Here is a 25,164-nt window from a genome sequence, read left to right on the forward strand (position 1 = left end):
TACTTTTGGAATAATTCATGAAAATACTAATTGTAGATGACGAAGAAGACATTGCAGGGCTCATCCAATTCCATTTAGAGGAAGAAGGATTTCAGACCGAAGTATGTCACAATGGGATGGAAGTCCTCCCCCGTTTAGAAAAAAACCTCCCGGATGGAATCATCTTAGATTTGATGTTGCCGGGAATTGGTGGAATGGATCTTTGCAAACGCATTAAAGAAAAATACCCTCATATTCCTATTTTAATGGTAACAGCAAAAACTGGCGAAACCGATGTCGTACTTGGTCTTGAGTTAGGTGCAGATGATTACATTCGTAAACCATTTAACATTCGAGAACTTGTTGCTCGTGTAAGAACCGTTACGCGAAGAACGACAGACCCAGCCCAGGAAGTCCAAGGAACCATTTCCACAGGAAAAATCCAAATCAACCCAACGGCACATAAAGTTTTTGTTGAAGGAACAGAAATTGATCTCACTCTAATCGAATTCAAACTTTTACAACTGTTTGCTGGAAATCCAGGAGTAGCCTTTTCTCGAGACAAATTACTCGATCGAATTTGGGGAAAAGATGTATTTGTTACCGATCGAACTGTGGATGTAAATATCAAACGCCTTCGTGATAAATTACTTTCGGAAAAAGAAAGATTAGAAACGATTCGCGGGGTCGGTTACCGATTCCGAGATGCGTAGTTTTTTCTCTACATTACTTTTACTCAACTGGGGTCTTTTGCTTGTTTTACTGACCCTAGCCTTGGGTGTATTTTTTATTTACGATCTAGTTGTACCTGCCGTACGACCCCTTATCCTCTTTGGTTTTGTTTTAATGTCTATTTTTGGTACGTTTTATATTTCTACAAACATTGCGATGCGAATTACAGATCCGCTAGCAACCGTTGAGAAAAAAACAAAAGAAATCAATGCAGGAGACTTTGGAGTTGAACTTTCTTCACCTGACATTCGTGAGCTGGCAACCCTTGCTTTATCGATTAACGAAATGGCAAAACGGCTCAAAGTCCAATTTTTGGATCTTACTGTCGAAAAGGAAAAATTCAATTATTTATTACAGAATCTAAAAGAGGGTGTTTTTGCGATTGATAGGAATGAAAAATTTCTATTTTTGAATCGTAATATTTCGGATACCTTAATTGTAAAAAATTCTCAATTTAAGGATTATATTCCTTCGATCAAAAACAAGGAACTTCTAACTTTTATTAAGGACAAAATCCATCATGGAGTTGAAGGCAAAACTGAATTTCAAGATGGAGTTCATTTTTATACAGCTCGCATTTATCCGATAAAATCAGATTCCATCATCCAACTGTACATTGGAGTTTTGTCAGATATCACGGAAGATAGGCAAAACCAACTCATACGAGAACAATTTTTCCAAAATGCTTCGCATGAATTAAAAACTCCCATAACATCAATTAAAGGGTATGCGGAAACCTTGGAATACAAACTTAAACTTCCACAAGATTCGAATGAACGAAAATTTTTAGATGCCATTCTTCGTAATACGGAAAGACTGATTCGTATTGTTGAGGACATGTTAACTGTTTCTCGTTTGGAAAATCACAAAACGGTTTTAAACCTCACTGATTTTTCGCTTTTGGATCTTGTAAAAAATGTATCTGAATCATTGGGAGTAATTTACTCTCAGAAAAAACAAAATTTGGTTTTGGATATTCCTTCTGACTTTCGAGTCAAAGCCGACCGTTTGCTCCTCGAAGATCTATTGGTAAATCTCATTTCCAATGCTTCTGCCTATAGTCCCGAAGGTTCCAGTGTCATCGTCAGGACTTCTTCTGCAACAGACAAAAACCAAATCCATGTGGTGGACCAAGGGATTGGTATTTCTGCAGAAGATGCCGAACGAATCTTTGAAAGATTTTTCCGTGTGGATACCAACCGTTCCCGAAAAGAAGGTGGCACGGGTCTTGGTCTCTCCATTGTCAAACACATTGCTAGATTGCATTCTGGCGAAGTTTCGGTTTCCCCAAACCCTAAGGGTGGTTCCATTTTTACCTTTGAATTTCCTAAAAAATAGATTCTCGTAAGGGAAGTCACCGGATAGAATATTGGTATCCGGTAGGTATTTATGAAGTTTCCATTGGGATTTTATTCCTTCGGCAAAAACATAGGAATCAAAGACACAAGTTTAGATTTTGCTGTCATTTATTCGGAAAATCGATGTAAGGCTGCAGCGGTATTCACTCGTAATAATTTTCCTGGTGCTCCCATCTACGTAGGCCGTGACCACATTAAAGATGGATACCTACAAGCCATTGTCATCAATTCTAAAAACTCGAATGTTGCTACTGGAGAACAAGGGATCCAAAATTCCTATGCGATCTGTACGGAACTCGGAAAATCTTTGGGAATTCCAGCCAGAGACATCCTTCCTTCTTCCACAGGAGTGATTGGAGTTCCGCTTCCTATAGAAAAAATCCTTAACGCTTGTTCTACGGCCAAAAGAGACTTAAAACTTGGTAATTTGGAAGAAGTGGCAGAAGCGATTATGACTACCGATACTCGCAAAAAAATCTCCTATCGAACGATGACAAACCAAACTAGTGAAGGTGTTATGTTTGGAATTGCGAAAGGGGCCGGAATGATAGAACCCAATATGGCCACTATGTTATCTTATATACTTTGTGATTACATTCCGGAATCGGGTGATTTACAAGGAATTTTGAAACGAGTTGTCGACGTAACTTACAATTGTGTTACCATAGACTCAGATACATCCACAAGTGATACCGTAGTCCTTATGTGTTCGGGAGTTCTTGGAACCATTCCTGATGAAGTATTTGAATCTCATCTAAAAGAAATTGCAACTGATCTTTCCAAGATGATTGCTCGCGACGGGGAAGGTGCTTCCAAACTCATCGAACTCACGGTTTCTAATGGAAGAGATGATATACAAGTCACAAAAATTGGGAAATCCATTCTCAATTCTCCACTGGTCAAAACTGCCATTTATGGCGGAGATCCCAATTGGGGACGGTTTGTGATGGCAATTGGAAAGGTATTCGATGAACCTATACCTTATGATTCCTTAGAAATCCAACTAGGTGGAATCGCAGTTAAAGGAGCTGATAATGACACAAAATCAAAGTTAGCTGAATATCTAAAATCAAATGAGGAAATTCATATATCAGTCAGTCTAAACACAGGTTCTTTTCAAAAAACGTTTTGGAGTTGTGATTTTACCGAAGGATACATTCAGGAAAACGCTTACTACACGACATGAATTCTAATAAATTCAAAAGTTCGCTCAAATATTTTTTACCGTCGAGTTACCAATTAAAACTTTCGGTAACTAATACCTTTACGCGAACTTTATTCATTTTATTCGTATACCTTTCTTATTTCCTGATTTTGTCTCAAATTCCAGAACAGATGTCCTATCGTTTGGAATTAGCTTTACTACTCACAAGCGCCTTTGCACTCATTTTATTTTTACCAATTATCGAAAGACTAACTCGTTATATTCGTACTCGGTTTCTTTCGGAATACCTTACGGAAGATGCAGAATCTTACAGACAAGCCATCAAACGGTTCAACTTTGATGCACTGATTAAAAATGTTTTTCCAGATATGGTGAAAATTACAGGAAGTCATTCCGGAACCATGGCCGTACTCACTCAAAATGGAACCTTTGCGTTTCACTCCTACTTCCGCGGACGTCAAAAAAAATTAAGTCCAACAAAAGACATTTCTGTAAAAACCAGTTTCCAATCCTTTTTACTTAGTAAAAGGCACGGTTCTTCCGTTGCAGAAACCTATTCACACGAAAACATAAACAATGACTTTATGGAACTCCATGCAAACTATATTTACCCTTTTATCTTTAGAGAAAAACTGTTTGGATTCATTGCGGTATCTAACATTCCCAATACCGATGCGGCACATAGTTTGTCTTTACTTGCAGGCCAGTCTGCCTTAACCATCCACAACCATATCCTTTCCTATCATATTTCGGAAAATAAAAAATACCAAAAAGAAGCAGAGTACGCAGTACGCGTACAAAATCTTTTAGAAACAGGAACCATACCAAAACTTATGGGTTGGGAAATCACTCCCTTCAAAAGAACTAACAGAAATCTAATCGAATTTTTTCAAGTTGAAGATGGAAGTTGGTTTTTTGTCATTCTGAATGCAGGAAAATCCTATCAACATATAGGAATCATTCTTTCTTATATTTTGGGAGTTGTGTATTCGCAATCCAAACTACGGATTCTAAAAGGATTTTCTGATATAAAAGCCTTAATTCAGTCCACCTTTCAGAAGTTAGATTGGAAAGAAAATTACGAAATGATCATTGGTAAAATTGGATATTCTGAACTATATATTGTTCAAGAAGGCAAACAGTTTCGTATTACAAGAAATTCTGAAGAAGTCGTTGCGAGTATGGGATGGAAAAACATGATTAATATGGACAAAGGTCCAATCATTATCCAACAACGAGGAGAACCTGTTCTTAAATTTAGTTTTGAAGAGCCCGAAATCAAATGAGAGAACTTGCAATCACCATCCTATCCTCTCTTTTATTTTTTTTAATCCTTCTCTTTGCCTTTATCGGATTTCAAAATAATACAAAGAGACTTCCCTTCTACCATTATCCTTCTGGTTTGATTGTAAACATCGGAGAAGAAAACAGGGCCCACTGGGGAAATTCAGTTCTTAGAGAAGACTTAGAATCCTTTGAATCCATTTCCGATTTTTCAGGTATCGACTCCATTCGATTACATATCAAAAACTCCCAAGGTATTGTTTATGAGGAAGATTTCAAACTCACTACTCTCCGCAAAACGGATGTTCTAGGTGTATTTTTTTCTGATTTATTTTTAGCTTTTTTTAGTTTAGCAATTGCTGTTTATTTTTATTATTCTACGCGAGATGCTTTGATCTTTGGTTTTTTCCTTAACTTTGGGCTCATCATTCTTTCTAATGTTTTTGTACTTACTTTCAAAAATTCGATCTTTCTTTTTATACTCACTCTCTATTTAGGAAGTTTTTTACAATACCATCTAATATACCGACTTCGTGGAAAAGAAATCAATTCTAAGTGGTTATTACCTCAAGTATTAATTTCATTTATCATGGCTATGATTGCCTCTCAGGAAAAGTATGATATGATTCTCATCGAAAGAATTGTATTAGTTGCCCACGCAATTACGGTTCTATTTGGTTCCATCAATATCATTGCAAATATTTATGAAATTGTTCGCTCCAAACCTCAAGAGGAAGCCCTTCTCAAAAGACTTGTTTTGGTGTTTTCTATTTTTCTTTATGTAGCACTTCCCATCAGTATCCTCTTTTTCGATGGATACCCATGGTTATTCGTGCAGCGGTCACTGATTATCGTAACCTATCTTTTATTTATCTTATCTTTCTTTTACGGAACCTATCGTTACACTTTTGTACCCTCTTTGGTAATTTTTACACCGAGTATCGTAACCTTAATCTTAGTTTTGATTATTTTAGGAACCTATATTGGTACTATTTTTATTTTAGATTTCATTATACCCATTCGTTATCTGAAGGATCGTTGGGTGTTTAATTTAATTTATCTTTTCCTGGTTACTGCGTATCTCATCCCATTGAAATTGCGAGTCAAAGAATTATTTGACTATTGGTTCTTTGAACAAAATCCAAAGTTGAGTGAAGGGATAAACAAAATCACAGCTCTGTTATCTTCACCACTTTCAATGCGAAAAACGATTTTAACCATCAATCGAACTGTAAAAGATACAGTGAATGTTTCGAATATCATAATCTTAATTCCTGGTGATCAGTTTGCCAGCACCGATCTCAGAAATATTGATTTTGTTCGTATCTCACCTCAATCAGAAATTTGGAATTATTTTACAAGTACTGATCGAGTCACTGTCACCTCACATCTCGAATACGGAATTGGACTCAGAGAAACTTTATACAATTTTTTGAAAGGTTTACATGTTCAATTAGCATTTCCTGCTTACGATTCCTCTTCGAACAAAAAAAATATCCAGGCAATGATTCTCATCGGAGAAAAGTTAGATAAAAAATATTTCTCTATTGGAGAATTAAAATTTATCAATGAAGTGGTAAAAATTTCAGGGATGTTACTCGAAAACTATAGTTTGTTAGAAGACGAGATCCAAAAACGTAAAATTGTCAGAGATATCCAAACGGCTTCGATTGTCGACAACACCCTTAGGCTTATTTTACCAAGCGAAGTCAAAGGAATTGATTACGGTTATATTTCTAAACCTGCCGTTGGAATCTCAGGAGATTATTTAGATATCATTCCTATTTCTCAAACAAAAATGATCGTTTTGTTAGGTGACGTTGCAGGACATGGACTTGGAACAGGATTTTTAGTGAGTGCCATCAAAGGAATCGTAAGAGAACAACTTAGAAATGGAACTTCCCTAGAAGGATTATTTCGCGAAATCAATTCGTTTTTCCGAGCAAGATACAAAGGAAACGAGTTTATGACTCTCCTTGGCGGAATTTTTGATTCCAATGAAAATATCTTTAAATACGTCAATGCAGGCCATCTCTCTTTGATTGAGATGCGAGCCGATGGACAAATCAAACTGCATTCCAAAACACAACGTGTACTTGGCATTTTAGAAACTGATTATCATGCCCAAGAATTAAAATTACTTCCAGGAACTAAACTTTTCCTCTACTCGGATGGAATCACAGAAGCCTTCAGTGAACGGGATGAAATTTTTGGGGAAGAAACTCTTATCGAATTTTTACATTTCAATGCAGAAAAAACGGTCAAAGAAATCCCTACTTTGTTAGAAACTAAGATGACAAATTTTCGTGGGAACCGGGAACAATCGGATGATATTACATTTATTGGTCTTTCTTTTACACCGAACTAGCCGATATTCAAATTGATGATGGCAGAAAAACCGGTTAAGTTTGTCATTTTTCTATCTCTGATTTTGAGTTTAGTTGCGTTTTGGGATCACCAATTCACATCTTATCTCAAAGAATTTGTTGTACTCATCCATGAAATTTGTCATGCAACGGCCGCTCTATTTAGCGGTGGAATTGTGAAAGGGATAACCCTTCACGGAAACGAAGGTGGGGAAACCATTGCCGTTCCTGCTTCTTTTCGTGGTTCCTTTATTCTTGTTGTTTCAGCCGGATACATTGGTTCCTCCCTTGTCGGTGCTTTTTTACTTCGTTTAGGTTTCCAAGGGCGTCATGCTCGCCAAACAATGATTTTGTTTGGTTTGTTTCTCATCTCAGTCAGCGTATTGTATTCCAAACTGGGCGATCTTGCTTATTTTACCGGGATCTTTTGGGGAGTAGGAATTCTCGTCGCCGGAATGTTAGGTGAAACAATATCCATCCTTTCCTTAGTTTTTTTAGGCACAAGTATCTCCCTTTATTCTTTATACGATCTTTCTGATTTTGCAGAAAGATTAACAGAAACGGATGCTGGAATCCTTGCTTTTTGGATGGCAGGACTTGGCCCGGAAGACCTACAAAATCAGGAAGTTCCTACCGTTGTTGTGGTGCTTGGATACATGATTGCAACCCTTTGGTCCCTCCTAAGCATCGGGATCATTTTTATGTCCCTACGCAGTTCCCTCAGCCATGAAGAAATCCATGATTTTCCTGAGATGGATGAAAGTTTTGAACGGTTCCCAGGTGACCTTTCTCCCGAAGCAAAACTTTGGTTGGAAAAACGTGGGGTGGACCCTGAAAGTGGGATCGTTTTGCCCCCCAATTTGTTCCAAGACTTCCCTCCCAAAGACAACAGTCCTTAAGGCTTCTCGCAAATTTTCATTTGCGTAGGACACCGACTTCATAAATATAGAATCTCAATGGCAAAAAGAATCCTAATCACAGGTGGAGCCGGATTCATCGGTTCGCATCTGGCAGAAACTCTTTTGAACGCTGGGAACCAAATCATCGTATTGGACAATTTCCACACCGGACGAAAAGAAAACTTAAACCACCTCCTCTCAAATCCAAATTTTGAACTCATCCGACACGATATTACGGATCCAATCAAATTGGAAGTAGACGAGATCTACAATATGGCATGCCCTGCCTCCCCAGTTCATTACCAAAGTAATCCCATTAAAACGATCAAAACAAATGTTTTGGGTATGACGAATATGCTTGGGCTCGCTAAACGAGTGAAAGCAAGAATTTTACAAGCCAGCACTTCCGAAGTGTACGGAAACCCACTCGAACATCCGCAAACAGAATCGTATTGGGGAAATGTGAATACCATTGGAATCCGCAGTTGTTACGATGAAGGAAAACGTGTTGCTGAAACTTTATGTTTCGACTACCACCGCCAACATGGGGTGGACATCCGAGTGATCCGTATTTTTAATACTTATGGTCCAAGAATGATTCCTGACGACGGTCGTGTGGTGAGTAACTTCATTGTACAAGCGTTACGTGGAGAAAACATTACTATTTACGGCGACGGAAGTCAAACTCGTTCCTTCTGTTATGTAGATGATTTAGCTCGTGGGATCATTACTATGATGAATACAGAAAATTTCATAGGGCCAGTAAACTTGGGCAATGAAGGCGAATTTACTGTAAAGGAATTGGCTGAACTTGTGATCAAAGAAACGGGAAGTAAATCAAAAATCATTTACCTACCACTTCCGCAAGATGACCCAACGAGAAGAAAACCAAACTTGAGTTTGGCGAAAGAAAAATTGAATTATTCAACGACCGTTCCGTTAGTGGAAGGCGTAAAAAAAACCATCGAATATTTTAGCAAAAGAGTATAAAATGAAAATAGGCGTAATCAAAGAACCATCTTATGAAAACCGAGTGGCAATCACTCCGGACGTTGTCGAACCTTTGAAAAAGTTAGGTTTTACTGTTTCAGTTGAAACAACTGCAGGGGACAATGCATATTTCTCCGACAAAGATTATAAAGATGTTGGTGCTACAGTAGAATCAAGAGATGCAATTCTTTCTGGATCTGACATCGTGGTATCTATCCATACATTGGATGAAGCAAGTGCCAAAAAGATTGGAAAAGATAAAATCTACATCGCAACTCTCTCCCCTCTTGCTTTCCCCAAAAAAGTAAAAGAAATCGCAAATGCTTCTTTCAAAATTTTCTCTATGGATACCATTCCACGAATCACACGTGCACAGTCCATGGACGTTCTCAGTAGCCAAGCAACCGTTTCTGGATACAAAGCTGTTTTACTTGCGGCTTCCAACTACAGTCGTTTTTTTCCAATGTTAACAACAGCTGCTGGAACTATCACACCTGCAAGAGTCCTCATTCTAGGTGCTGGTGTTGCTGGTTTACAAGCCATTGCAACTTCTCGCCGATTAGGAGCAGTGGTAGATGTATTTGATACAAGACCTGAAGTGAAAGAACAATGTATGTCTCTTGGAGCCAAATTTGTGGAAGTTGAAGGTGCTGCGGATGCATCGAATACCGGTGGTTATGCGGTTGTACAATCAGAAGACTACCAACGTCGGCAAAAAGAAGCAATTGCGAAATTTGCTGAAAAAGCAGATATCATCATTACTACAGCTCTTATTCCTGGAAAAAAAGCACCAGTACTCATCACCAAAGAAATGGTAGATACAATGAGACAAGGTTCAGTCATTGTTGACTTAGCTGCAGTCAATGGTGGTAACTGTGAAATTACAGAAAATGATAAAACTATCGTTTATAAAGGGATCACTGTGATTGGAAATTCTAATCTGCAAAGTACCCAACCAATGGACGCAAGTAAAATGTATGCAAAGAACATTGTGAACTTCCTAAAACTTTTTGTGAATAAAGAAAAACAATTCAACATCAACTTAGAAGATGAAATCATCAATGCTTGTATGATTGCAGAAAATGGAGTGGTTCGTCACAAACCTACTTTAGCACTTCTCGGAGAGTAATTCCGAGAAGTAATAGACAAAGATTAGATTTTTAAATTTCTAATCTTTGTCTTTCGATTATTAATTGTTTTCGGTAACTTGCGGTTGGGTTCTCCAACGACGGTGGACCCAAAAGTATTGCTCCGGAAACAACTTTACTTCTTCTTCCAAAGTTTTTGTCCAAAGTTCTGTATAATGCCGAATCACATCATCTTTTGATGGATAAAGTTTTTTATCCACAAAACCCAAATCCTTAACTCGAACGATCACCTTACCATCTGTGCCAGCTAACACAGAATAATACAACATTTTAGCTCCAGTTAAGTAAGCCATAAGAGCCGGACCAACAAAAGTAGATGCTTGCCGATTCATAAAGGGAACAAAAATCCCTGCCTTTCCTGCATTCTGATCAGCACCAAATCCAATCCAATAACCTTGTTTCAAAAGTTTGATCACTTGTGTCGATTCTTGTACAGGAACAAGAACTACACCATTTTTGGAACGCATCCGACGAAGTAACTGGTCGACAAAGGGATTTCTTACTTTTTTATAGATCCCACCGCCCTTCATTCTGATTCCCAAAAATTGAACTAAAATTTCCCAAGTTCCAAAGTGACCAGAAATCAAAATCACTCCCACTCCTTGTTTTTTAGTTTCTTCTTCTATTTGAAGACTTTCTGAATCAATGATCAAATTTTCATCTAACCATTTTTTTGTCATTCGCGGAGCCCAAAGTGTATGAGCTAGTAAGATACCCAAATGTCGATAATGAGCTTTCACTAAATTTTGAATTTGGTCTTCAGAATAGTCTGGAAATGCGAAACGGATGTTATCGGCCGCAACCTTTTGGTGTTTTTTATCAAGTGGATAAAGAAGTTTGGTTAAAAAAATTCCATACGACAAACACCACTTATATGGAAGAATCTTAAAAGGAAAATAGAACAAATAAACAATTAAAAACGAGAAAAAATATCCAATATGTTTCATAGTGTTAAACAATAAGACCAAAGATAATAATGAAAAAGAACTGCAATAAGTCCAATTCCAAAACCAATGATCCATCCTCCCACAATATCACTTACAAAATGGTGTAAGGTGATTAATCTACCCACACCGGCAAACAAACTGAAAAAAAAGAAATAGGGAGTTTCGTGAAAAGCAAATACCAAAATCGTCGATACAACAATCGAATTGGCACTATGTGCAGAAGGAAACGAATGTTTCATATCAGGATTGGAATCCACTTTTCCCATAACACTGACAAGAGGACGTTTTCTGGCGAAGTATTTTTTCAAAACCAAAACCAAACGATCTGTAAGGTAAGTGAAAATCAAAACAAAAGGTAAACTAAAGTAAACCGGTTTGTAAAGATCACTTAGAAACATAAGTGGCAACAATACAAGCGCAAACATTTCCCCGCGATTGACTCGGGACAAAACCCAACTAAGTTTCGGGTGGTGTAAGTTCTTTTGAATCCAAATAGATAATTTTAAATCAATGGCAGAAATCAAATTCATTTAGAGAGCTCTTCTTTTATCTTTTGAAGTGCTTCAGAAAAAGAAAAACTCCATTGGTTACGAGTTGCCATGTCTTTCAGAGTGACTGTTCCTGCTTTAATTTCATCTTCTCCACGAAGTAAAATCCACCGGTATCCCTTTTTTTCTGCATAAGAAAGTTGTTTTCCCATCTTTTGAGAAACTAAAGAAACCTCCGTAGCAATTTTTTCCTTTCGGAGTTCTCTGGCAAAGTTATGATTCTCTGAAAAAGAAGTCTCATCCAATAGCGGAATATAAACTGTCGAGTCACTGGAAAAATTCGGTAACAAGTTATGTGCGGTCAAAAAATTCTGAAGAGTTACGTCACCAAGTCCAAATCCAATTCCAGAAAGTTCTTCATTGGAGAATAATCCAATTAAATTATCATACCTTCCACCACCATACAATGAACGTTTGTTTTGCGGAGAGGTATCAAAAATTTCAAAGATAAAACCTGTATAATAATCAAACCCACGAACCACTGACGGATCAAAATAAACAATGTCATTCAATCCTATTGTTTTAAGATCCTCAAACAAAGTACGAATTGCATTTAAAGTTTCGTCTTTGATCCCCGGAATTTGATTCAATGTATCAGTTGTCGCAGCTAAGAACAAATTAATCTTCGACACAGCCGTTGGATCGTTCGGAATTGTTTTCGAAACTAGAGCAATATATTCGTCTTCGGTGATTTTGTTTTTTTTGTCTAAAATTTTTGAAACTTCATGTGCTTGGTTTGGACTTACCTTTAAACCATCTAACAAAAACTCATCGAGAAGTGACCTATGAGAAATGGTAACTTTAAAACTATTTCTCGGTGCGCCAAAGGCAAAAAGTATATCGCAAGCTAAAGACAAAATCTCCAATTCAGCTCTTTGGCTTGTCACACCAAACATATCCACATTCAATTGCCAATGTTCCCGAAGGCGTCCAAGGCCTGGTTGTTCGTATCGCCAAAGGTTAGGAATGGAAAACCAACGAATGGGTCGAGGAAGATCACGTAATTTTTTTGCCACCATCCTTGCAACAGTCGGTGTCATTTCAGGACGAATCGCTACCTCGCGATCTCCCTTATCAACAAAATTGTAAATTTGTTTACCTACAATTTCTTCACCAGTTTTAGCTCTATATAAATCCAAAGACTCGACCATAGGTCCATCATACTCTTCGTATCCATAAGACCTGGCGACATCTTTCATCACCGAAAATAAGTAGTTTCGAAGGCGCATATCCTCAGGATAAAAATCCCGAGTGCCTTTATAGTTTTCTGTAGTTAGTTTTTGTTCTTTCAATGTATGGCCCTTGGAAGCTTGCGCAGATTAGGCAAAAAATTCAATTAGACTATGGTAAATCTCTTTGGCTTTTTTATCTCCGCTGACACCTGTGATCCTTCCACCCAACCTAAAATAGTCATTCACCTCTTCCAGATGGCGTAGTTCAATTGCCATTCGGATCGGTGCCTGTAATTTAAAGTTAATATCTAAAGTAAATGTAGGTTTCACTTTCAGTGCTTTGATAATTTCCATATCGTTAACTTCCAAGGCGACTCCACCTCGGGAAACGTTGAGAACGTTTTGTTTGATATCAAGAATATGGGTATTTGAGTCCATAATTCTTTCTTGAAACGTACGTTCAACCTCTTTAAACAAATCCAGTACTTCGCCTGGGATACCTGATCTTTCGGTTTCAAATGAAAGATATGCAAAAAAATGCATATCTTTCATTTGGATAAATAACGGGTAATAAATATAGGAGCCGATTTTTTTCTTTTTGTACTCTTGAATTTTATCATCCAATAAAAAATCATCTTCAAATGTTTTTTTAGGATCGAATACATCCTCCGAAGGAAAGGATTCAAAAGTTTCTGTATCTAATATAAAAATTGGTTTTTTATGTTCCTTCATCAAATCAATTTCATCGCTGTGGGTTGACCCAGAAAGAAAGACCACTTTTGATTGTGGGTAATTTTTTAAAACCGTTCGCTGGATATCAGAAAGAATCACCTGTGAACTAACGCCAGTTAGTTTAGAAAAATCAATATTTGTTTTAGCGACTAAAAAGTTTGAAGCTACTGCATTACCGCGAACTTTCTCATTTCTAGGATCTTGTCTTGTAGCATAAGTTTGTCTACGATCGATAATTTTTCCGAGAAGGAGGTTGTCCTTTTGGTTGATCAGTTCATAATCGACCTCAACATGAAATCCAGGAGTTGCTTGTACGGAAAAAATAGTTTCGATTAATTCTGGAACTGTTTCTAGTTCCCAGATATGTGCCCCATCCGGTCTCTCCCCTTTGAACTTTACTCGAATCGGAGTGTCGTATCCTTTGAGAAACAATCCATTCCCAGCCATCATTTGTTTAAAAAATTCAGGTAAAGCACGTACCGCTTCTAACGGAAGATACTCTCTTTCTTGGTCGAAATGAATTTTAACACGATTGATCATAACTAGTCTATTTTTTTGAAATTCACACGTCTATTGCGAGATCGTCCTTCTTCCGTTTCATTCTCTGCAATCGGTTGGGAATAATGATAGGCCTGAACCTTCATTCGTTCCTTAGGAACACCTTTTAATCGCATGTATTGATAAACAGAAAGCGCTCTATCCTCGCTTAAGCTAATGTTGTATTCTTTATTCCCTATATTATCAGTATGTCCACCAATTTCAACTTTTTCGTTCTTATGATGGATAAGGAAGTCGGCAAAAAGATCCAATTTTTTCTTATCTTCATCACTCAATACCCGTTCGTTGAATGGGAAATAAATAATTGTATTATACAAATTGTCAAAATCATTTAAATTTCTAAGATAAAGAACGGTTTCTTTCCCTTCCATTCCAGAAATTTTATCTTTGGAAAAGAGGAAGGTTTCCTCTTTATATCCTTTGGCTCTTACCAAAATTTCGAAATCCATCGTAGGAGATTTATCTAAATCAAATCGTGCATCTTTTGCTTCTAGAGATTTTCCTTTACGAGTTAAGTCATCAAAGTAATAACAAATAGCGTTAGGAATGACAAGATCCGTTTTCCTATCTTTGACAATGAAACGAATTCCTTGGATGGTTTTATCAGGTCGTTCTTCTTTAATCGGGCGGATCGGTTGTAAAATGATCTGTGAGTATTGTTCTTTATTTTTCCCCACATTTCCCCTCAAATCCAAAAGTACTTCCGTGGGATGAAATCCGGGAGAAGAAACTTCCACTCGATACAATTTCCCTGTTTTGATGGTTGTACGAAAGTTCTCCGCATCAGCAATGGACAAATCTCCTCCAATCCGTTTGGAAGTGATCACTTGAATGGGTCTTGTCTCATCATAAATTTTTAGAGTCGAATCAAGACCAATCATTATGGCTTCTGATCCATCGAGTACAAGCCCTCGGAATACAAATTCATAACTGCGACGTAGGTCTTCAGGAACCATCGTTCTATAAATATCAAATTGGCCTTCTCCACCCGGACGGTTGGAAGAGAAATAAAACCATAAATCATCAAAGGTAACAGATATACCTTCGTTATCACTTTCTTCCCAAAGACTGTAGGTGGAATAATCAGCAGGTGTATCAAAAGGGAATCCAGTAGATTCGCCTGACAATTGTTGTTTGGTATTAAACGGAGATCCTAACAAAACGGGAGTTTCAAAACTATTTTGTAACTCATTGTATTCACTATAGTAAAAACTAAATTTACGATTTTTATCACCGCGATTCGAACTGAAATACAATCGTAAGCCATCCCAATGGTAATTGGGGCTAATTTCATCATCTTTTGTGTTAATGACAGTTCCCATCGAAATCGGTTTTTGCCAGACCCCATCTCTACAAGTAATTTTAGGTTTATCTGGACTGATTTCTTTTGTTCCTGTCGTGGGTTCTCTTTTAGAAATCCAGAGATCAAAACCCCCAAGTCCTCCTGGGCGATTAGACGAAAACACCATAGAACATCCATCAGGTGAAACAGCAGGCATTTTATCCTCAAAATGTGAACTGACTTCGTTCAGATGGATGGGAACAGACCAAAGTCCAGTTCTTTGATTTATTTTTGTATAATATAAATTGAGACCGTCATAACCTTCTCGATTTTTTTTGGGGTCCGCTTGGGTTTTATCTCGAACAGAAGTAAAGTACAGTTCGTACGGTTTTTCCTCTTCATCAAAGAGGATAGAAAACATACCTTCAAAATTCGTTGTATTTAATTCCCGAAAGTTCTTAGGAGGAGACCAAACCGGCAATTTCATTCGGTCGGGAAAACTTAAATTTTCCGAAATCCAAATATCCATTCCCCCCTCACCTCCCGGACGGTTCGACTGGAACACCAGATATCGACCTGTTGGAGAAATGATGGGATTGTATTCCACATTTTGTGTGTTGAGTGGCTGGTAAAACCTTACATCCTTCACTTTCGGTAAAGGCTGCGCCAGGAGGGGAAATGCCGAAATGATTAAGGAAATAAGGAATTTTTTCATCTGCCGTCTCTCCTATGTATCGGCCAATCGGAATTTTCTGCCAAGGGAAAAATAAGGCTTTTAGGGGGAGGTGAACTGATAATCCTTCTCATTCATGGCCGAAATCTTCGGAATCTTAAACATTACAACAGACTCGTTTAGCGACGGGGGAAAATTCCTTAACCCAGACGACGCAATTGAACAAGGAAATAAACTTTTGCAAGAGGGGGCTGATTGGTTAGATGTATCGGGTCAATCCTCTAACATCGATGCTGCGTTAGTTTCTGAAGAAGAGGAATGGAAACGAGTCGAACCTGTAATTCGTCATTTTGTTCCCAAGGGAGTCCGCATCAGTTTGGATAGTTTCCGACCTGCCGTTCAGAAAAAAGGAATTGAGGCAGGGGTTCGTTGTATTAACGATATCACTGGTTTCACTTATGAAGGTGATCGAAGTTTTTTAAAATCAGCCATTCAAAAACACCCAGAACTAAAACTCATCATTATGCATTCGCATAACAGAAATATAGCGAAACATAAATCAGATCTTACACCTGAAAAAGTAGTGAGAAAGATCCAAGCTTTTTTTAGAGACCGCCGTTCGGACTTACTCGCTATGGAAATACCGGAATCGGCACTCCACTATGATCCGGGTATGGGTTTTTTTCTCAGCGAAAATCCAATGGTTTCCTTTCGAGTTTTACAAGAGTTAGAAATCCTCAAACTAGAATTCCCCCAACTGATGGTAGGAGTTTCCAGAAAATCATTCCTAGGAAATGTATTGGGTGATTTACCAATCCCGGATAGAGAATTTGCCACTTTAGCCTGTGAAATCCATTTATTACTATACAAAGTTCCCTTCATTCGGACGCATAACGTGCTTAAGTTGAGACAAGCGGAAAAAGTTTGGAATTTATGTCAGGAAATGGAATGATTGAAAAAAATCTTAAAGAAAGAATATTTCTTTCTTTAACTTCTTCCCGAACGAGAAGCCTTCCGAATATCCTTTCCCTCTTTTGACAAAGTAGGAAAAAAAACCGACTCGGGAACCGCATATCCTTTTTCGACCGCCTTACGATAGTAAGGCAAAAGCCCATCCCATTTGGGAAAGTCTTTTAAAACAAGTAAGGTATCTCGCCAAACTTCTAAAAATCCGATTTGGGTCTTTTCGCTAGCAGTAGCTGATTCCGCCCATTTCAAAGCCTCTTCGTAACGACCTAATTCATAGTTAGCTTTTACAAAATAAAAATGAAATTCTTTATTCTTTTTAGCGGCAATCTCTAGAGATTTTGCATAATCTAACAAACTATACCAATTATTTTTTTGTACTTGGATGTCCGCCATTCCATACAGGGCATTTTCATGGAAGGGAACCACTTCTAAGATTTGATTCAAATAACCTTCTGCATAAACAAAATTACCTGTTTGTATGTAGTAATTGGCTAGTTCCTCATATGCATATAATTCCCAACCCTTCACTCTAGATAACGCATCTAACAAAACGATTTTTTCTTCGTTTCTCAAACGGATTTCTAGTTCTTTTAAAATCGTCGTGTATGTAACGGAGGAACGTGAGGGACCTTCCTTCGCGACCTTTTCTTTTAAAATTTCGAATTCATCTAACAAAAAGTAAAATCGAAGTCGGTTCAAATGTACGGAAACTTCATTCGGATTGGTTTGAATACACTTGTCCCAAACCGATTCTGCTTGGTCAAGTTGCACGGACTTAGACAATCGTATGCCTTCCGCATTACAATCGCTTGCTTTTGCGTTGGTCACTTCCAAAAATAAAGTATCAGATTCTAATTCATCTTGTTTTGCGATGGGATATCTGCACCCCAATGAAATCAAAATAGAACAAAGGTATAAGATGTATATAATACGAAATTTCAATCTAGGATGGCCTGTCTGGGTCTGTCTTTTCCTTCATCTTTTGAGCAAATACCAAATATTGCATCGCTTTTTCCGGATTGCCGTTGAAAAGATATAACAAACTTAAATCCAAAGCTTCCTGAGCATCTGGGGGAGAAAACTCTTCTGGATTCTCTTTGGAAAGTTCTAATTTGGTTTGGAACTCTTTGAGTTTCTTTTTGGCCTTCGATTGGATCCGAACCAAACTTTCATGAGCAACCCCATCTTCTTCTTGCCAAGCTGCATGCAGACTTTCATTAAAATTTGTAAATCCCACATCCTCTTTCACCATTGTGGTGAGTAAAGTGGCCGATGCTTTGTAATTTCCTTGTTTGGCAAGGATTTCCGATTGGATGATTTTTAATTGAGCATTTCCGGGATACAGAATCAAGTAACGTTCAATCATTTTTAAACTTTCTGGAAAACGATTCCTTTCGTAATAAAACATCGCAAGCCCTCCTAAAGCTGATTTATGGTCTGGTTCGATTTTAATGACATTATTGAGATAAACTTCAGTTTTTTCATCGTTACCTAACTTCTGATAGGCTTGAGCGAGTAACAAATGAGCCGAAATGAATTTTTTTTCAAAGGTTAAAGTTTGTTTTAGAAAACTAACGGCTTTTTCTGTTTCTTCATGTTTGTACAAGGAAACAGCGAGGTTGTAACAGTTTTTAACGTTGGCATGGAGTTTGTATGCTTTAGAAAACAAAGGAATGGCATCTGCATGTTTCCCTTGTTTGGCGTAAATGACTCCCAAATTTTGTAAGGCCAAATGGTAATTTGGATCCTTTTCCAATAAAACTTTGTATTGGATTTCAGCACGATCCCATTCACCATTTCGCTCCAAACGGACCGCTTCATTGAACAAGGATTGAATTTCTTGCGCCATACTAGCCATTATCGTTTCAGAAACGAATCTCCACTGAGAAAATTTATCACGAGAATGGAAAAACCTTCCGAAAGGTACACACAAGAGTCCAGAGGAAGGGGAAAGTTATGCAAAGACTCATACTTATATCCATTGTATTGTGGCTGGTGTCCTGCAGTTCTGCTGATGCCACCCGAAGAGATTATAGCGCTTCCGGAGATCCGGAAGATATTTTTTTTGAACGTTCAGGGAAGTCAAAACCGACGAGTCAAACTAAGTCGGAAGACCCAGTGGCTCGATCCATCATTGACGATTTAGATTCCAATGCAAAAACGGCAACTCCTGTTGCCACTGCTATCCCTGTGAAAAAACCAGCCGACCAGTTTGATGAAGTTGGTTTATCATCCTGGTATGGACAAAAATTTCAAGGTCGCCCCACTGCCAGTGGCGAACCATTTGATCGAATGAAAATGACGGGTGCTCATAGAACACTCCCGATTGGAAGTGTGATCAAAATCCAAAATTTAGAAAACAATAAAGAAGCAGTGGTTCGAATCAACGATCGCGGTCCATTTGTAGATGAACGTATTGTGGATGTATCTGAAAAAACTGCAGAACTATTAGAGTTTAAGGATAAAGGGATTACCAAAGTCGGAATCAAAGTTCTCAAAAAAGGTGAGGATGATTTAGGTGATGATTTGGATGATTCCGACCTTCTGGATGATGCCCCTGCAAAACCAGAAAAACTCACACCTGTCAAACCTGGTGCAGTGAAGCCAATTGCTGCAGGAAAAGGTTTTACGGTTCAAGTGGGAGTGTTCCAGGAAAAAGAAAGAGCATTGAAATACCAAGAAAATATGAAATCTGAATACAACCAATCCGTGTTCGTAACTCCTAGAGATGGAAAGTTCGTAGTTCAAGTTGGGGATTTTGCAGACCGCACCAAAGCAGAATCTCTCAAATCAAAATTGAAATACGATGGGATTGATTGTTTTATCGCAAATCGTTAGTTTCCCCCATCCGACCGGGCAAATGGCTATCTTGCCGATTTGCTCGGGAAGGTTGGAAAATGAATTGATTTCGCATTTCCGCCTGTTACGATTTCGTATTAAATTAGCAACTAGAAGACCCTATGAGTGAAAGCATATTATCCGTTGACCACATACTAACAAATTATTATACATTCGGTAGTTTAATTGTCACTGTCCTCCTTGCGGTCTTGACTACATTCTTCTTCTCACTGAAAGACAAAACTGTCGCAACCAAACACATGGCTCTAGCCTGTTTGTTTTTGGGTTTATTCCAGTTTGGATACCTTTTAGGAGCATTTTACTACCATCCGATCGCATCCTACCATCGTTGGATCACCGGTGGAATCATTCTCTTTGGAATCATCCATTTTGGTCAGTTCTTCTTCCGTTTTCCTGATAACGAAAACCCAAAAGCAGCCAACATCATCCTAGGCATCCTTCACGCTGTTGCAATCGTTGTTGTTTTGTGGTTTTTAGTCACTGTATCCCAAGGGGAAAGAAAATATCATTTCACTGCCCACCACTGGGATTTTAATTCTGAAGGTGCAAGTAGAATCTTAAGTTTCTTTATTGCTGCCTACTCGTTTATCAACTTTATGGTTCTGCCAGGTTATCGATTGTTTCATCTAAAACGAGACAAACGTGGCACTCTTTTAATTATGTTGATTGCGGCTTTAATTGCCGCTATTGTTCCAAACATTACAAACGTTATGAGTCGTGATGGTGCAATGGAACGTTCCACTTACCTCACAGCACTTGTATTACTTTTCACTTTAACCTTTTTCATTATTACAATTACCTTTATCAACAATAGTAGTGAACGAACTACCTTCATGGCAAAAATTGTAGGTATTTCCTTTGTAACCATCCTACTCATCATGCAAGCGTTCAGTTACTTGGTAGACCAAGAAAAAGAAACATCTTATGACAGTACTGCCATCCAAAAGGCACTTCGAGCTGCAGAAGGAGGAGAACGTTCCAAGGACATTTTATTCGTTATTGAATACGATCTCTCCAATCAAAACCTAAAAAAGGCCTACCTTCCTTCTTCCGTAAATGTAGATTTACCTCTCGTACAAGCTGATCTTTATAACACGGCTTTGTATGATGAAGTTGTAAAGATTGATGAAGTAGATTATAGAAATGCTCTCAAAACAAGTTTAACAAAAACTCCATATTACTTTGAAGGTTATAAGAATGCCATCCTACAGTTTTTGGATGAAAATCCAGATTCAGAAGGAGCAGAACTAAAGTCAGAAGTTTCCAAACTCATTGAAAAACTCAATCGTAGAACCTTTATCAACACAAACAAACTCGGTGATATTTTACCAGATCAGTTTTGCGAAGAAGGCGTCAAATACGTCGAAAAAGTTAAAAACGTCGACAGTTTCCGTGACGCTATTCTCAAACATGTGGATGATTGTAAATGGGACGGTAAAGAAATTTCAGGAAGGGATCTTCGAGTCGAAATGTTGAAGTTCTTCCGTTATTTCAAACCGGATTTAACAAGACATTATAGAAAAGATTTAGATGGAGTTTCGCATTACATTGCTTACATGACTTACGATGCGAAGAAAAAAATCAATAGAGAAGTTGGTTTTAATTACCGCGATTATCGTGCTTATATGCACAAGTCTGCGAAGTTAGAACTTATCATCCTTGCCATCGTGATGTTCGTGTTACTTATTATATTCCCACTGTTCTTTCGATCAGCACTAGTCAATCCGCTTTACGCCTTACTTGCTGGGGTAGAGAAAGTAAACCAAGGAAATTTAGAAGTAGAAGTTCCTATCAAAGTAAATGATGAAATTGGATATCTGGCTGAATCATTCAATGGAATGGTGTCCTCCATTCGCGATGCCAGAAGAGAACTCCAAGATTATGCAGAAAACTTGGAAGAAAAAGTGAAGGAACGTACCAAAGAACTTCAAGAGAAAATGGATGAGATCCATCGTTTGAAAGTACAACAAGATGGTGACTACTTCCTTACATCTTTACTTGCGAAACCTCTATTTTTTAACGCAAACAAGTCTGATAACATTCGATGTGACTTCTTTGTTCATCAAAAGAAAACCTTTGAATTCCGTAATAAAACTGGAGATCTTGGTGGTGATATTTGTATTACAGGAAACCTAAAGTTAGGAAAACCTGATGATTTCCATCGTTACACTATGGTGATGAACGGTGACGCTATGGGAAAATCCATGCAAGGTGCTGGTGGGTCTTTGGTGATGGGTGTTGTTATGAACTCTATCATGGCTCGTTCCGCTGGTAACAAAAGAATTCTCAATCGTACACCTGAAGAATGGCTAACAGACGTATACGAAGAAGTCAACGCAGTATTCAAATCTTTCAGCGGGACCATGGTTATCTCTGCAACGGTAATGTTGATTGATGATGAAAGTGGGAAAATTTGGTATTTCAACGCAGAACACCCTTACAGTATTCTTTATCGAGATGGTAAGGCTAGTTTTATTGAAGAGGAATTAAAACTTCGAAAACTAGGCTTGGATTCTGAATATCCTTTTGAAGTACAAACCTTCCAACTCCTTCCTGGTGACCAATTAATTCTTGGTTCCGATGGACGTGACGATATTGACTTAACTCCTGATGAAGACGTAAGAACCATCAATGAAGATGAAACAATGGTTTTACGATTTATTGAACAAGCTGACGGCGATATTTATGAAGTAGAAAAACTCGTAAAAAAAACGGGAGATGTTACGGATGATATCTCCATGCTGAGCTTAGTTTTCAAAAGTGAAAAATCTCCAGTCCACCATTCTCCAGAAAAAGGTGATCTATCACAACAACCTGTAGATGATTTTTTCGACACTCCAGGCGACGATTGGGATGAAGCCCTTACAACCTCAGGAGCATTCGAAGAAGGAAAAGTTCTCTATCAAAATGGAGAAATCGAAAGGGCCATCACGGTTATGAAAAAAGCCTTCCTTGGCGATCCAACCAACCAAAAACTAAACAAGTTTCTTGGTCTTGTCAGTTATAAAGGTAAAGAATACGATATCGCTGCAAAAGTTCTAACCGAGTTCTTAAAAGAAAACGAAGGTTCAGGAGAATACTGGTATTACTTAGCAATGTCTGAGAAAAAACTCGGAAATTACGAAAGTGCACTGAAAGCCGCACAGGAAGCTCTGAAGTATGATTCTGAAAATTTTCAAAATCTAATCAACCTTGCAGACGTTAGTCGATTACTTGGAAACGTAGACCGTGCTGTTACTTATGTAACTCGAGCACAATCAATTGATCCAACAAATAAAAACGTTCTCAAACTTTCTAAGTTGTTAGAAAAAGCGACTAGCCTCAATTAATTGAGGTTAGTACTTAAGCCCTCCACCTTTTCTTCACCTCTCTGTTAGAAATACTCTAACGGGGAGTTCCTATCGAAAAAGAAACATAATCCTTTTATTTTTTATCACTAGTTGGTATCAATTTGGTATTTTCCTGAATTGTTGCTGTGAATTTCAAAAAACCAGCTTGCCAGAGAAAATTTTTCTGTCAGAATGAGCGAACCCAATTTTATAGAATAAGGATCTATATGAATCAAAAACTTGTTTTAAGTGTATGGACGGCCATCCTCTTCACAGGAAGTTCTCTACTTGCCCAAGAGGCTGACGTTGCAGTGGGAAGATACCTTCCACCTGAAAAAGACTCAGTCATCGAGATTTTCAAATGTGGTGATAAATACTGCGGAAAAACAGTTTGTATCAAAGACAATGCTTACCAGGAAAAAGAAAAAGACAAAGGTGTTCCAGGAACTCCTTACTTAGACCATAACAACGAAGATCCAAAATTACGTAACCGTCCAAACCTTGGTATGGTTTTTATCAATGGATTTGATTATGTAGGGGAAGGTGTTTATAAAAACGGAAAAATCTATAACCCACGTGATGGAAAAACATACTGTGGAAAATTCACTTCTCTTGAAGGTGGAAATCGTTTGGATTTAAAAGGAACACTTTGTTCCATTACCTTCATTGGAAAAACAAACAATTGGGTGAAACTCGGTGGTTTGAATCTTGATGACCCGAAATGGGACTGTACTTTCAAAGCTAAAAAATAATCATTCTTAAACATACCTGCCTTCTGTTTTGGAGGCAGGTCTAAATTTATCTTTCTAGTTTCTCTTCGAAAAAAATCTAAACTTATTTCTTTTCAAAGTCTTTGTACAACAAAGAAGGTTGGATGCCTTGGTTGGCTTGGTACTTTCCTGATTTGTATTCACTGATTTCCCCTTCTACTGTATGATAAAAAATTTGGCAAATCTGAACTCCAGAATACACACGAAGTGGGTGTGTAACTTGGATTTCTAAAGTCCAAAATCCTTTAAATCCTACATCCCCAAATCCAGCAGTGATATGAACAAACATTCCCAGTCGGCCAATAGACGAACGACCTTCCAACATTGGAACTAGATTGTGCGTTTCTGTAAATTCAATCGTTCTTCCTAAGTACAGTTTACCTGGTTCCAATAATAAACCTTCTTCTGGAATCTTTAGATTCTGTACAGGATTTGGTTTTTTCATATCCAAAGGAAATTCAGAATAGACCAAAAGGTCTTCATGCAAACGTAAGTTATATGAATTTGGATTTAATAAATTTGCATCATATGGTTCGATTTTAATATCGTTCCCTAGTCTTTTTAAAATTTCTTTTCCGGTTAAAATCACGGATCATTCTCCCTTAAAATTAGGTTTTCTTTTTTCAGCAAACGCTTGTAAGGCCTCAATTCGATCTTTTGTGCCTATAGTTTCAAAATAACACAATCTCTCCCATTCTAAGGCAGATTCTATTGGTAATTCCAGTCCACGGCGTACCGCTTTTTTGGCTGCAGAAACAGCGATAGGTGCAGATTCCGATATCTCTCGCGCTAAGGCAAGAGAAGATTCCCGTAAATGGTCTGGTTCAAAACTTTGCGAAACAAGGCCTCGGGCCATTGCTTCCTTTCCCGTTAGCTTTTTACCTGAAAATATCCATTCCATGGCCGTTGACTCCCCTACAATACGGGAAAGCCTTTGGGTTCCACCAGCTCCTGGAATGATTCCAAGTTTTGTTTCTGTAAGCCCCATTTGTGCCGATTCACTCGCATAACGAATATCACATGATAATGCTAATTCCAATCCACCACCAAAAGCAAATCCGTTGATAGCTGCGATGGTGGGAATGGAAAGACCTGCCAATTCAGAAAAACAAAGATTGATATCTCTAAGAAATTTTTTTACCTGTGGCTCAGACATGGATTTCCTTTCTTTCAAATCGGCACCTGAAGAGAACGCATCTCCAGTACCTATGAGGACCAGGGCACGTGCCTGGCTTTTTTTCACTTCCTGAATCTTTTCTCTCAATTCTGCGAGGAGTTGCACGGAAATTGCATTTTTTGCCTCAGGACGGTTCAACTCAATCAATGCTACATAAGTATGGTGGGTTTGGAGAGTGACAGTGTTCATAGAATTTCCTCCAGATGAAAAAATAGAAATGAAAACTG

21 protein-coding genes are annotated in these 25,164 nt (G+C 38.1%); 12 read left to right on the forward strand and 9 right to left on the reverse strand.

Going from position 1 to position 25,164, the window contains the following annotated elements; all coding sequences use genetic code 11:
* Window positions 1-17 precede the first annotated feature (17 nt).
* The 8 genes from EHQ49_RS12010 to EHQ49_RS12045 are packed head-to-tail and all read left to right on the forward strand — an operon-like array spanning window position 18 to window position 9,902.
* Window positions 18-692, forward strand: coding sequence for a response regulator (locus EHQ49_RS12010; protein WP_135579697.1), 675 nt, complete (start codon window positions 18-20; stop codon window positions 690-692).
* Window positions 685-2,049, forward strand: coding sequence for a HAMP domain-containing sensor histidine kinase (locus tag EHQ49_RS12015; RefSeq protein WP_135579699.1), 1,365 nt, complete (start codon window positions 685-687; stop codon window positions 2,047-2,049). Before EHQ49_RS12010 ends, EHQ49_RS12015 begins: the two co-directional genes overlap by 8 nt.
* A gap of 51 nt (window positions 2,050-2,100) precedes the next feature.
* A complete protein-coding gene (argJ, locus tag EHQ49_RS12020) occupies window positions 2,101-3,255 on the forward strand; it encodes a bifunctional glutamate N-acetyltransferase/amino-acid acetyltransferase ArgJ (protein ID WP_135579701.1) in 1,155 nt (384 codons plus the stop codon).
* Window positions 3,252-4,520 (forward strand): hypothetical protein, encoded by a 1,269-nt coding sequence (locus EHQ49_RS12025; RefSeq protein ID WP_135579703.1) that lies wholly within the window; start codon window positions 3,252-3,254, stop codon window positions 4,518-4,520. The genes argJ and EHQ49_RS12025 overlap by 4 nt, the downstream gene beginning before the upstream one ends.
* Complete coding sequence (locus EHQ49_RS12030; protein ID WP_135579705.1) at window positions 4,517-6,886, forward strand: PP2C family protein-serine/threonine phosphatase; 2,370 nt, start codon at window positions 4,517-4,519, stop codon at window positions 6,884-6,886. Before EHQ49_RS12025 ends, EHQ49_RS12030 begins: the two co-directional genes overlap by 4 nt.
* Before the next feature lie 18 nt (window positions 6,887-6,904).
* Window positions 6,905-7,783 (forward strand): M50 family metallopeptidase, encoded by an 879-nt coding sequence (locus tag EHQ49_RS12035; RefSeq protein ID WP_425269861.1) that lies wholly within the window; start codon window positions 6,905-6,907, stop codon window positions 7,781-7,783.
* 57 nt (window positions 7,784-7,840) lie between these two features.
* A complete protein-coding gene (locus tag EHQ49_RS12040; RefSeq protein WP_135579709.1) occupies window positions 7,841-8,773 on the forward strand; it encodes a UDP-glucuronic acid decarboxylase family protein in 933 nt (310 codons plus the stop codon).
* A 1-nt stretch (window position 8,774) separates the two neighbouring features.
* Window positions 8,775-9,902 (forward strand): Re/Si-specific NAD(P)(+) transhydrogenase subunit alpha, encoded by a 1,128-nt coding sequence (locus EHQ49_RS12045; RefSeq protein ID WP_135579711.1) that lies wholly within the window; start codon window positions 8,775-8,777, stop codon window positions 9,900-9,902.
* 60 nt (window positions 9,903-9,962) lie between these two features.
* Here EHQ49_RS12045 and EHQ49_RS12050 read toward each other — a convergent pair whose 3' ends face one another.
* Genes EHQ49_RS12050 through EHQ49_RS12070 form a run of 5 tightly spaced genes read right to left on the reverse strand, consistent with a single transcriptional unit; the run spans window position 9,963 to window position 15,875 of the window.
* Entirely contained in the window at window positions 9,963-10,868 is a 906-nt protein-coding gene (locus EHQ49_RS12050) for a lysophospholipid acyltransferase family protein (RefSeq protein WP_135579713.1), read from the reverse strand.
* Entirely contained in the window at window positions 10,865-11,398 is a 534-nt protein-coding gene (locus tag EHQ49_RS12055; protein WP_135579715.1) for a phosphatase PAP2 family protein, read from the reverse strand. Before EHQ49_RS12055 ends, EHQ49_RS12050 begins: the two co-directional genes overlap by 4 nt.
* Window positions 11,395-12,708 (reverse strand): histidine--tRNA ligase, encoded by a 1,314-nt coding sequence (hisS, locus tag EHQ49_RS12060; protein WP_135579716.1) that lies wholly within the window; start codon window positions 12,706-12,708, stop codon window positions 11,395-11,397. The genes EHQ49_RS12055 and hisS overlap by 4 nt, the downstream gene beginning before the upstream one ends.
* A gap of 27 nt (window positions 12,709-12,735) precedes the next feature.
* Complete coding sequence (locus EHQ49_RS12065) at window positions 12,736-13,860, reverse strand: DUF1577 domain-containing protein (RefSeq protein WP_135579718.1); 1,125 nt, start codon at window positions 13,858-13,860, stop codon at window positions 12,736-12,738.
* Window positions 13,861-13,862: 2 nt separating this feature from the next.
* The gene (locus EHQ49_RS12070; RefSeq protein ID WP_135579720.1) at window positions 13,863-15,875 is read right to left on the reverse strand and encodes an OmpA family protein; all 2,013 of its coding nucleotides are present in this window, start codon (window positions 15,873-15,875) and stop codon (window positions 13,863-13,865) included.
* A 94-nt stretch (window positions 15,876-15,969) separates the two neighbouring features.
* Here EHQ49_RS12070 and folP point away from each other — a divergent pair, with 94 nt between their 5' ends.
* Entirely contained in the window at window positions 15,970-16,785 is an 816-nt protein-coding gene (gene folP / locus EHQ49_RS12075; protein ID WP_135579722.1) for a dihydropteroate synthase, read from the forward strand.
* A 35-nt stretch (window positions 16,786-16,820) separates the two neighbouring features.
* Here the strand turns inward: folP and EHQ49_RS12080 are convergent, their stop codons facing one another.
* Together EHQ49_RS12080 and EHQ49_RS12085 are read right to left on the reverse strand one after the other, a co-directional pair.
* A complete protein-coding gene (locus EHQ49_RS12080; protein WP_135579724.1) occupies window positions 16,821-17,744 on the reverse strand; it encodes a tetratricopeptide repeat protein in 924 nt (307 codons plus the stop codon).
* 1 nt (window position 17,745) lies between these two features.
* Window positions 17,746-18,651, reverse strand: coding sequence for a tetratricopeptide repeat protein (locus EHQ49_RS12085; protein WP_135579726.1), 906 nt, complete (start codon window positions 18,649-18,651; stop codon window positions 17,746-17,748).
* A gap of 107 nt (window positions 18,652-18,758) precedes the next feature.
* Between EHQ49_RS12085 and mpl36 the strand changes: the two genes are divergently transcribed.
* The 3 genes from mpl36 (at window position 18,759) to EHQ49_RS12100 (ending at window position 23,742) form a co-directional block, all read left to right on the forward strand.
* Window positions 18,759-19,640, forward strand: coding sequence for an RlpA family plasminogen-binding lipoprotein MPL36 (mpl36, locus tag EHQ49_RS12090; protein ID WP_135579728.1), 882 nt, complete (start codon window positions 18,759-18,761; stop codon window positions 19,638-19,640).
* 122 nt (window positions 19,641-19,762) lie between these two features.
* A complete protein-coding gene (locus EHQ49_RS12095) occupies window positions 19,763-22,990 on the forward strand; it encodes a SpoIIE family protein phosphatase (protein ID WP_135579730.1) in 3,228 nt (1,075 codons plus the stop codon).
* A 227-nt stretch (window positions 22,991-23,217) separates the two neighbouring features.
* Window positions 23,218-23,742: a DUF2147 domain-containing protein gene (locus tag EHQ49_RS12100; RefSeq protein ID WP_135579732.1), complete on the forward strand. Its 525-nt coding sequence runs from the start codon at window positions 23,218-23,220 to the stop codon at window positions 23,740-23,742.
* Between the two features lie 82 nt (window positions 23,743-23,824).
* On the opposite strand, the gene dcd is transcribed toward EHQ49_RS12100, so the two are convergent.
* On the reverse strand, window positions 23,825-24,349 hold the full coding sequence (gene dcd / locus EHQ49_RS12105; RefSeq protein ID WP_135579734.1) for a dCTP deaminase: 525 nt from the start codon (window positions 24,347-24,349) through the stop codon (window positions 23,825-23,827).
* Between the two features lie 3 nt (window positions 24,350-24,352).
* The gene (locus EHQ49_RS12110; protein WP_135579740.1) at window positions 24,353-25,126 is read right to left on the reverse strand and encodes an enoyl-CoA hydratase-related protein; all 774 of its coding nucleotides are present in this window, start codon (window positions 25,124-25,126) and stop codon (window positions 24,353-24,355) included.
* Between the last annotated feature and the right edge of the window lie 38 nt (window positions 25,127-25,164).

Origin of the sequence: Leptospira perdikensis, assembly GCF_004769575.1 — a bacterium.
GTDB lineage: Bacteria > Spirochaetota > Leptospiria > Leptospirales > Leptospiraceae > Leptospira_A > Leptospira_A perdikensis.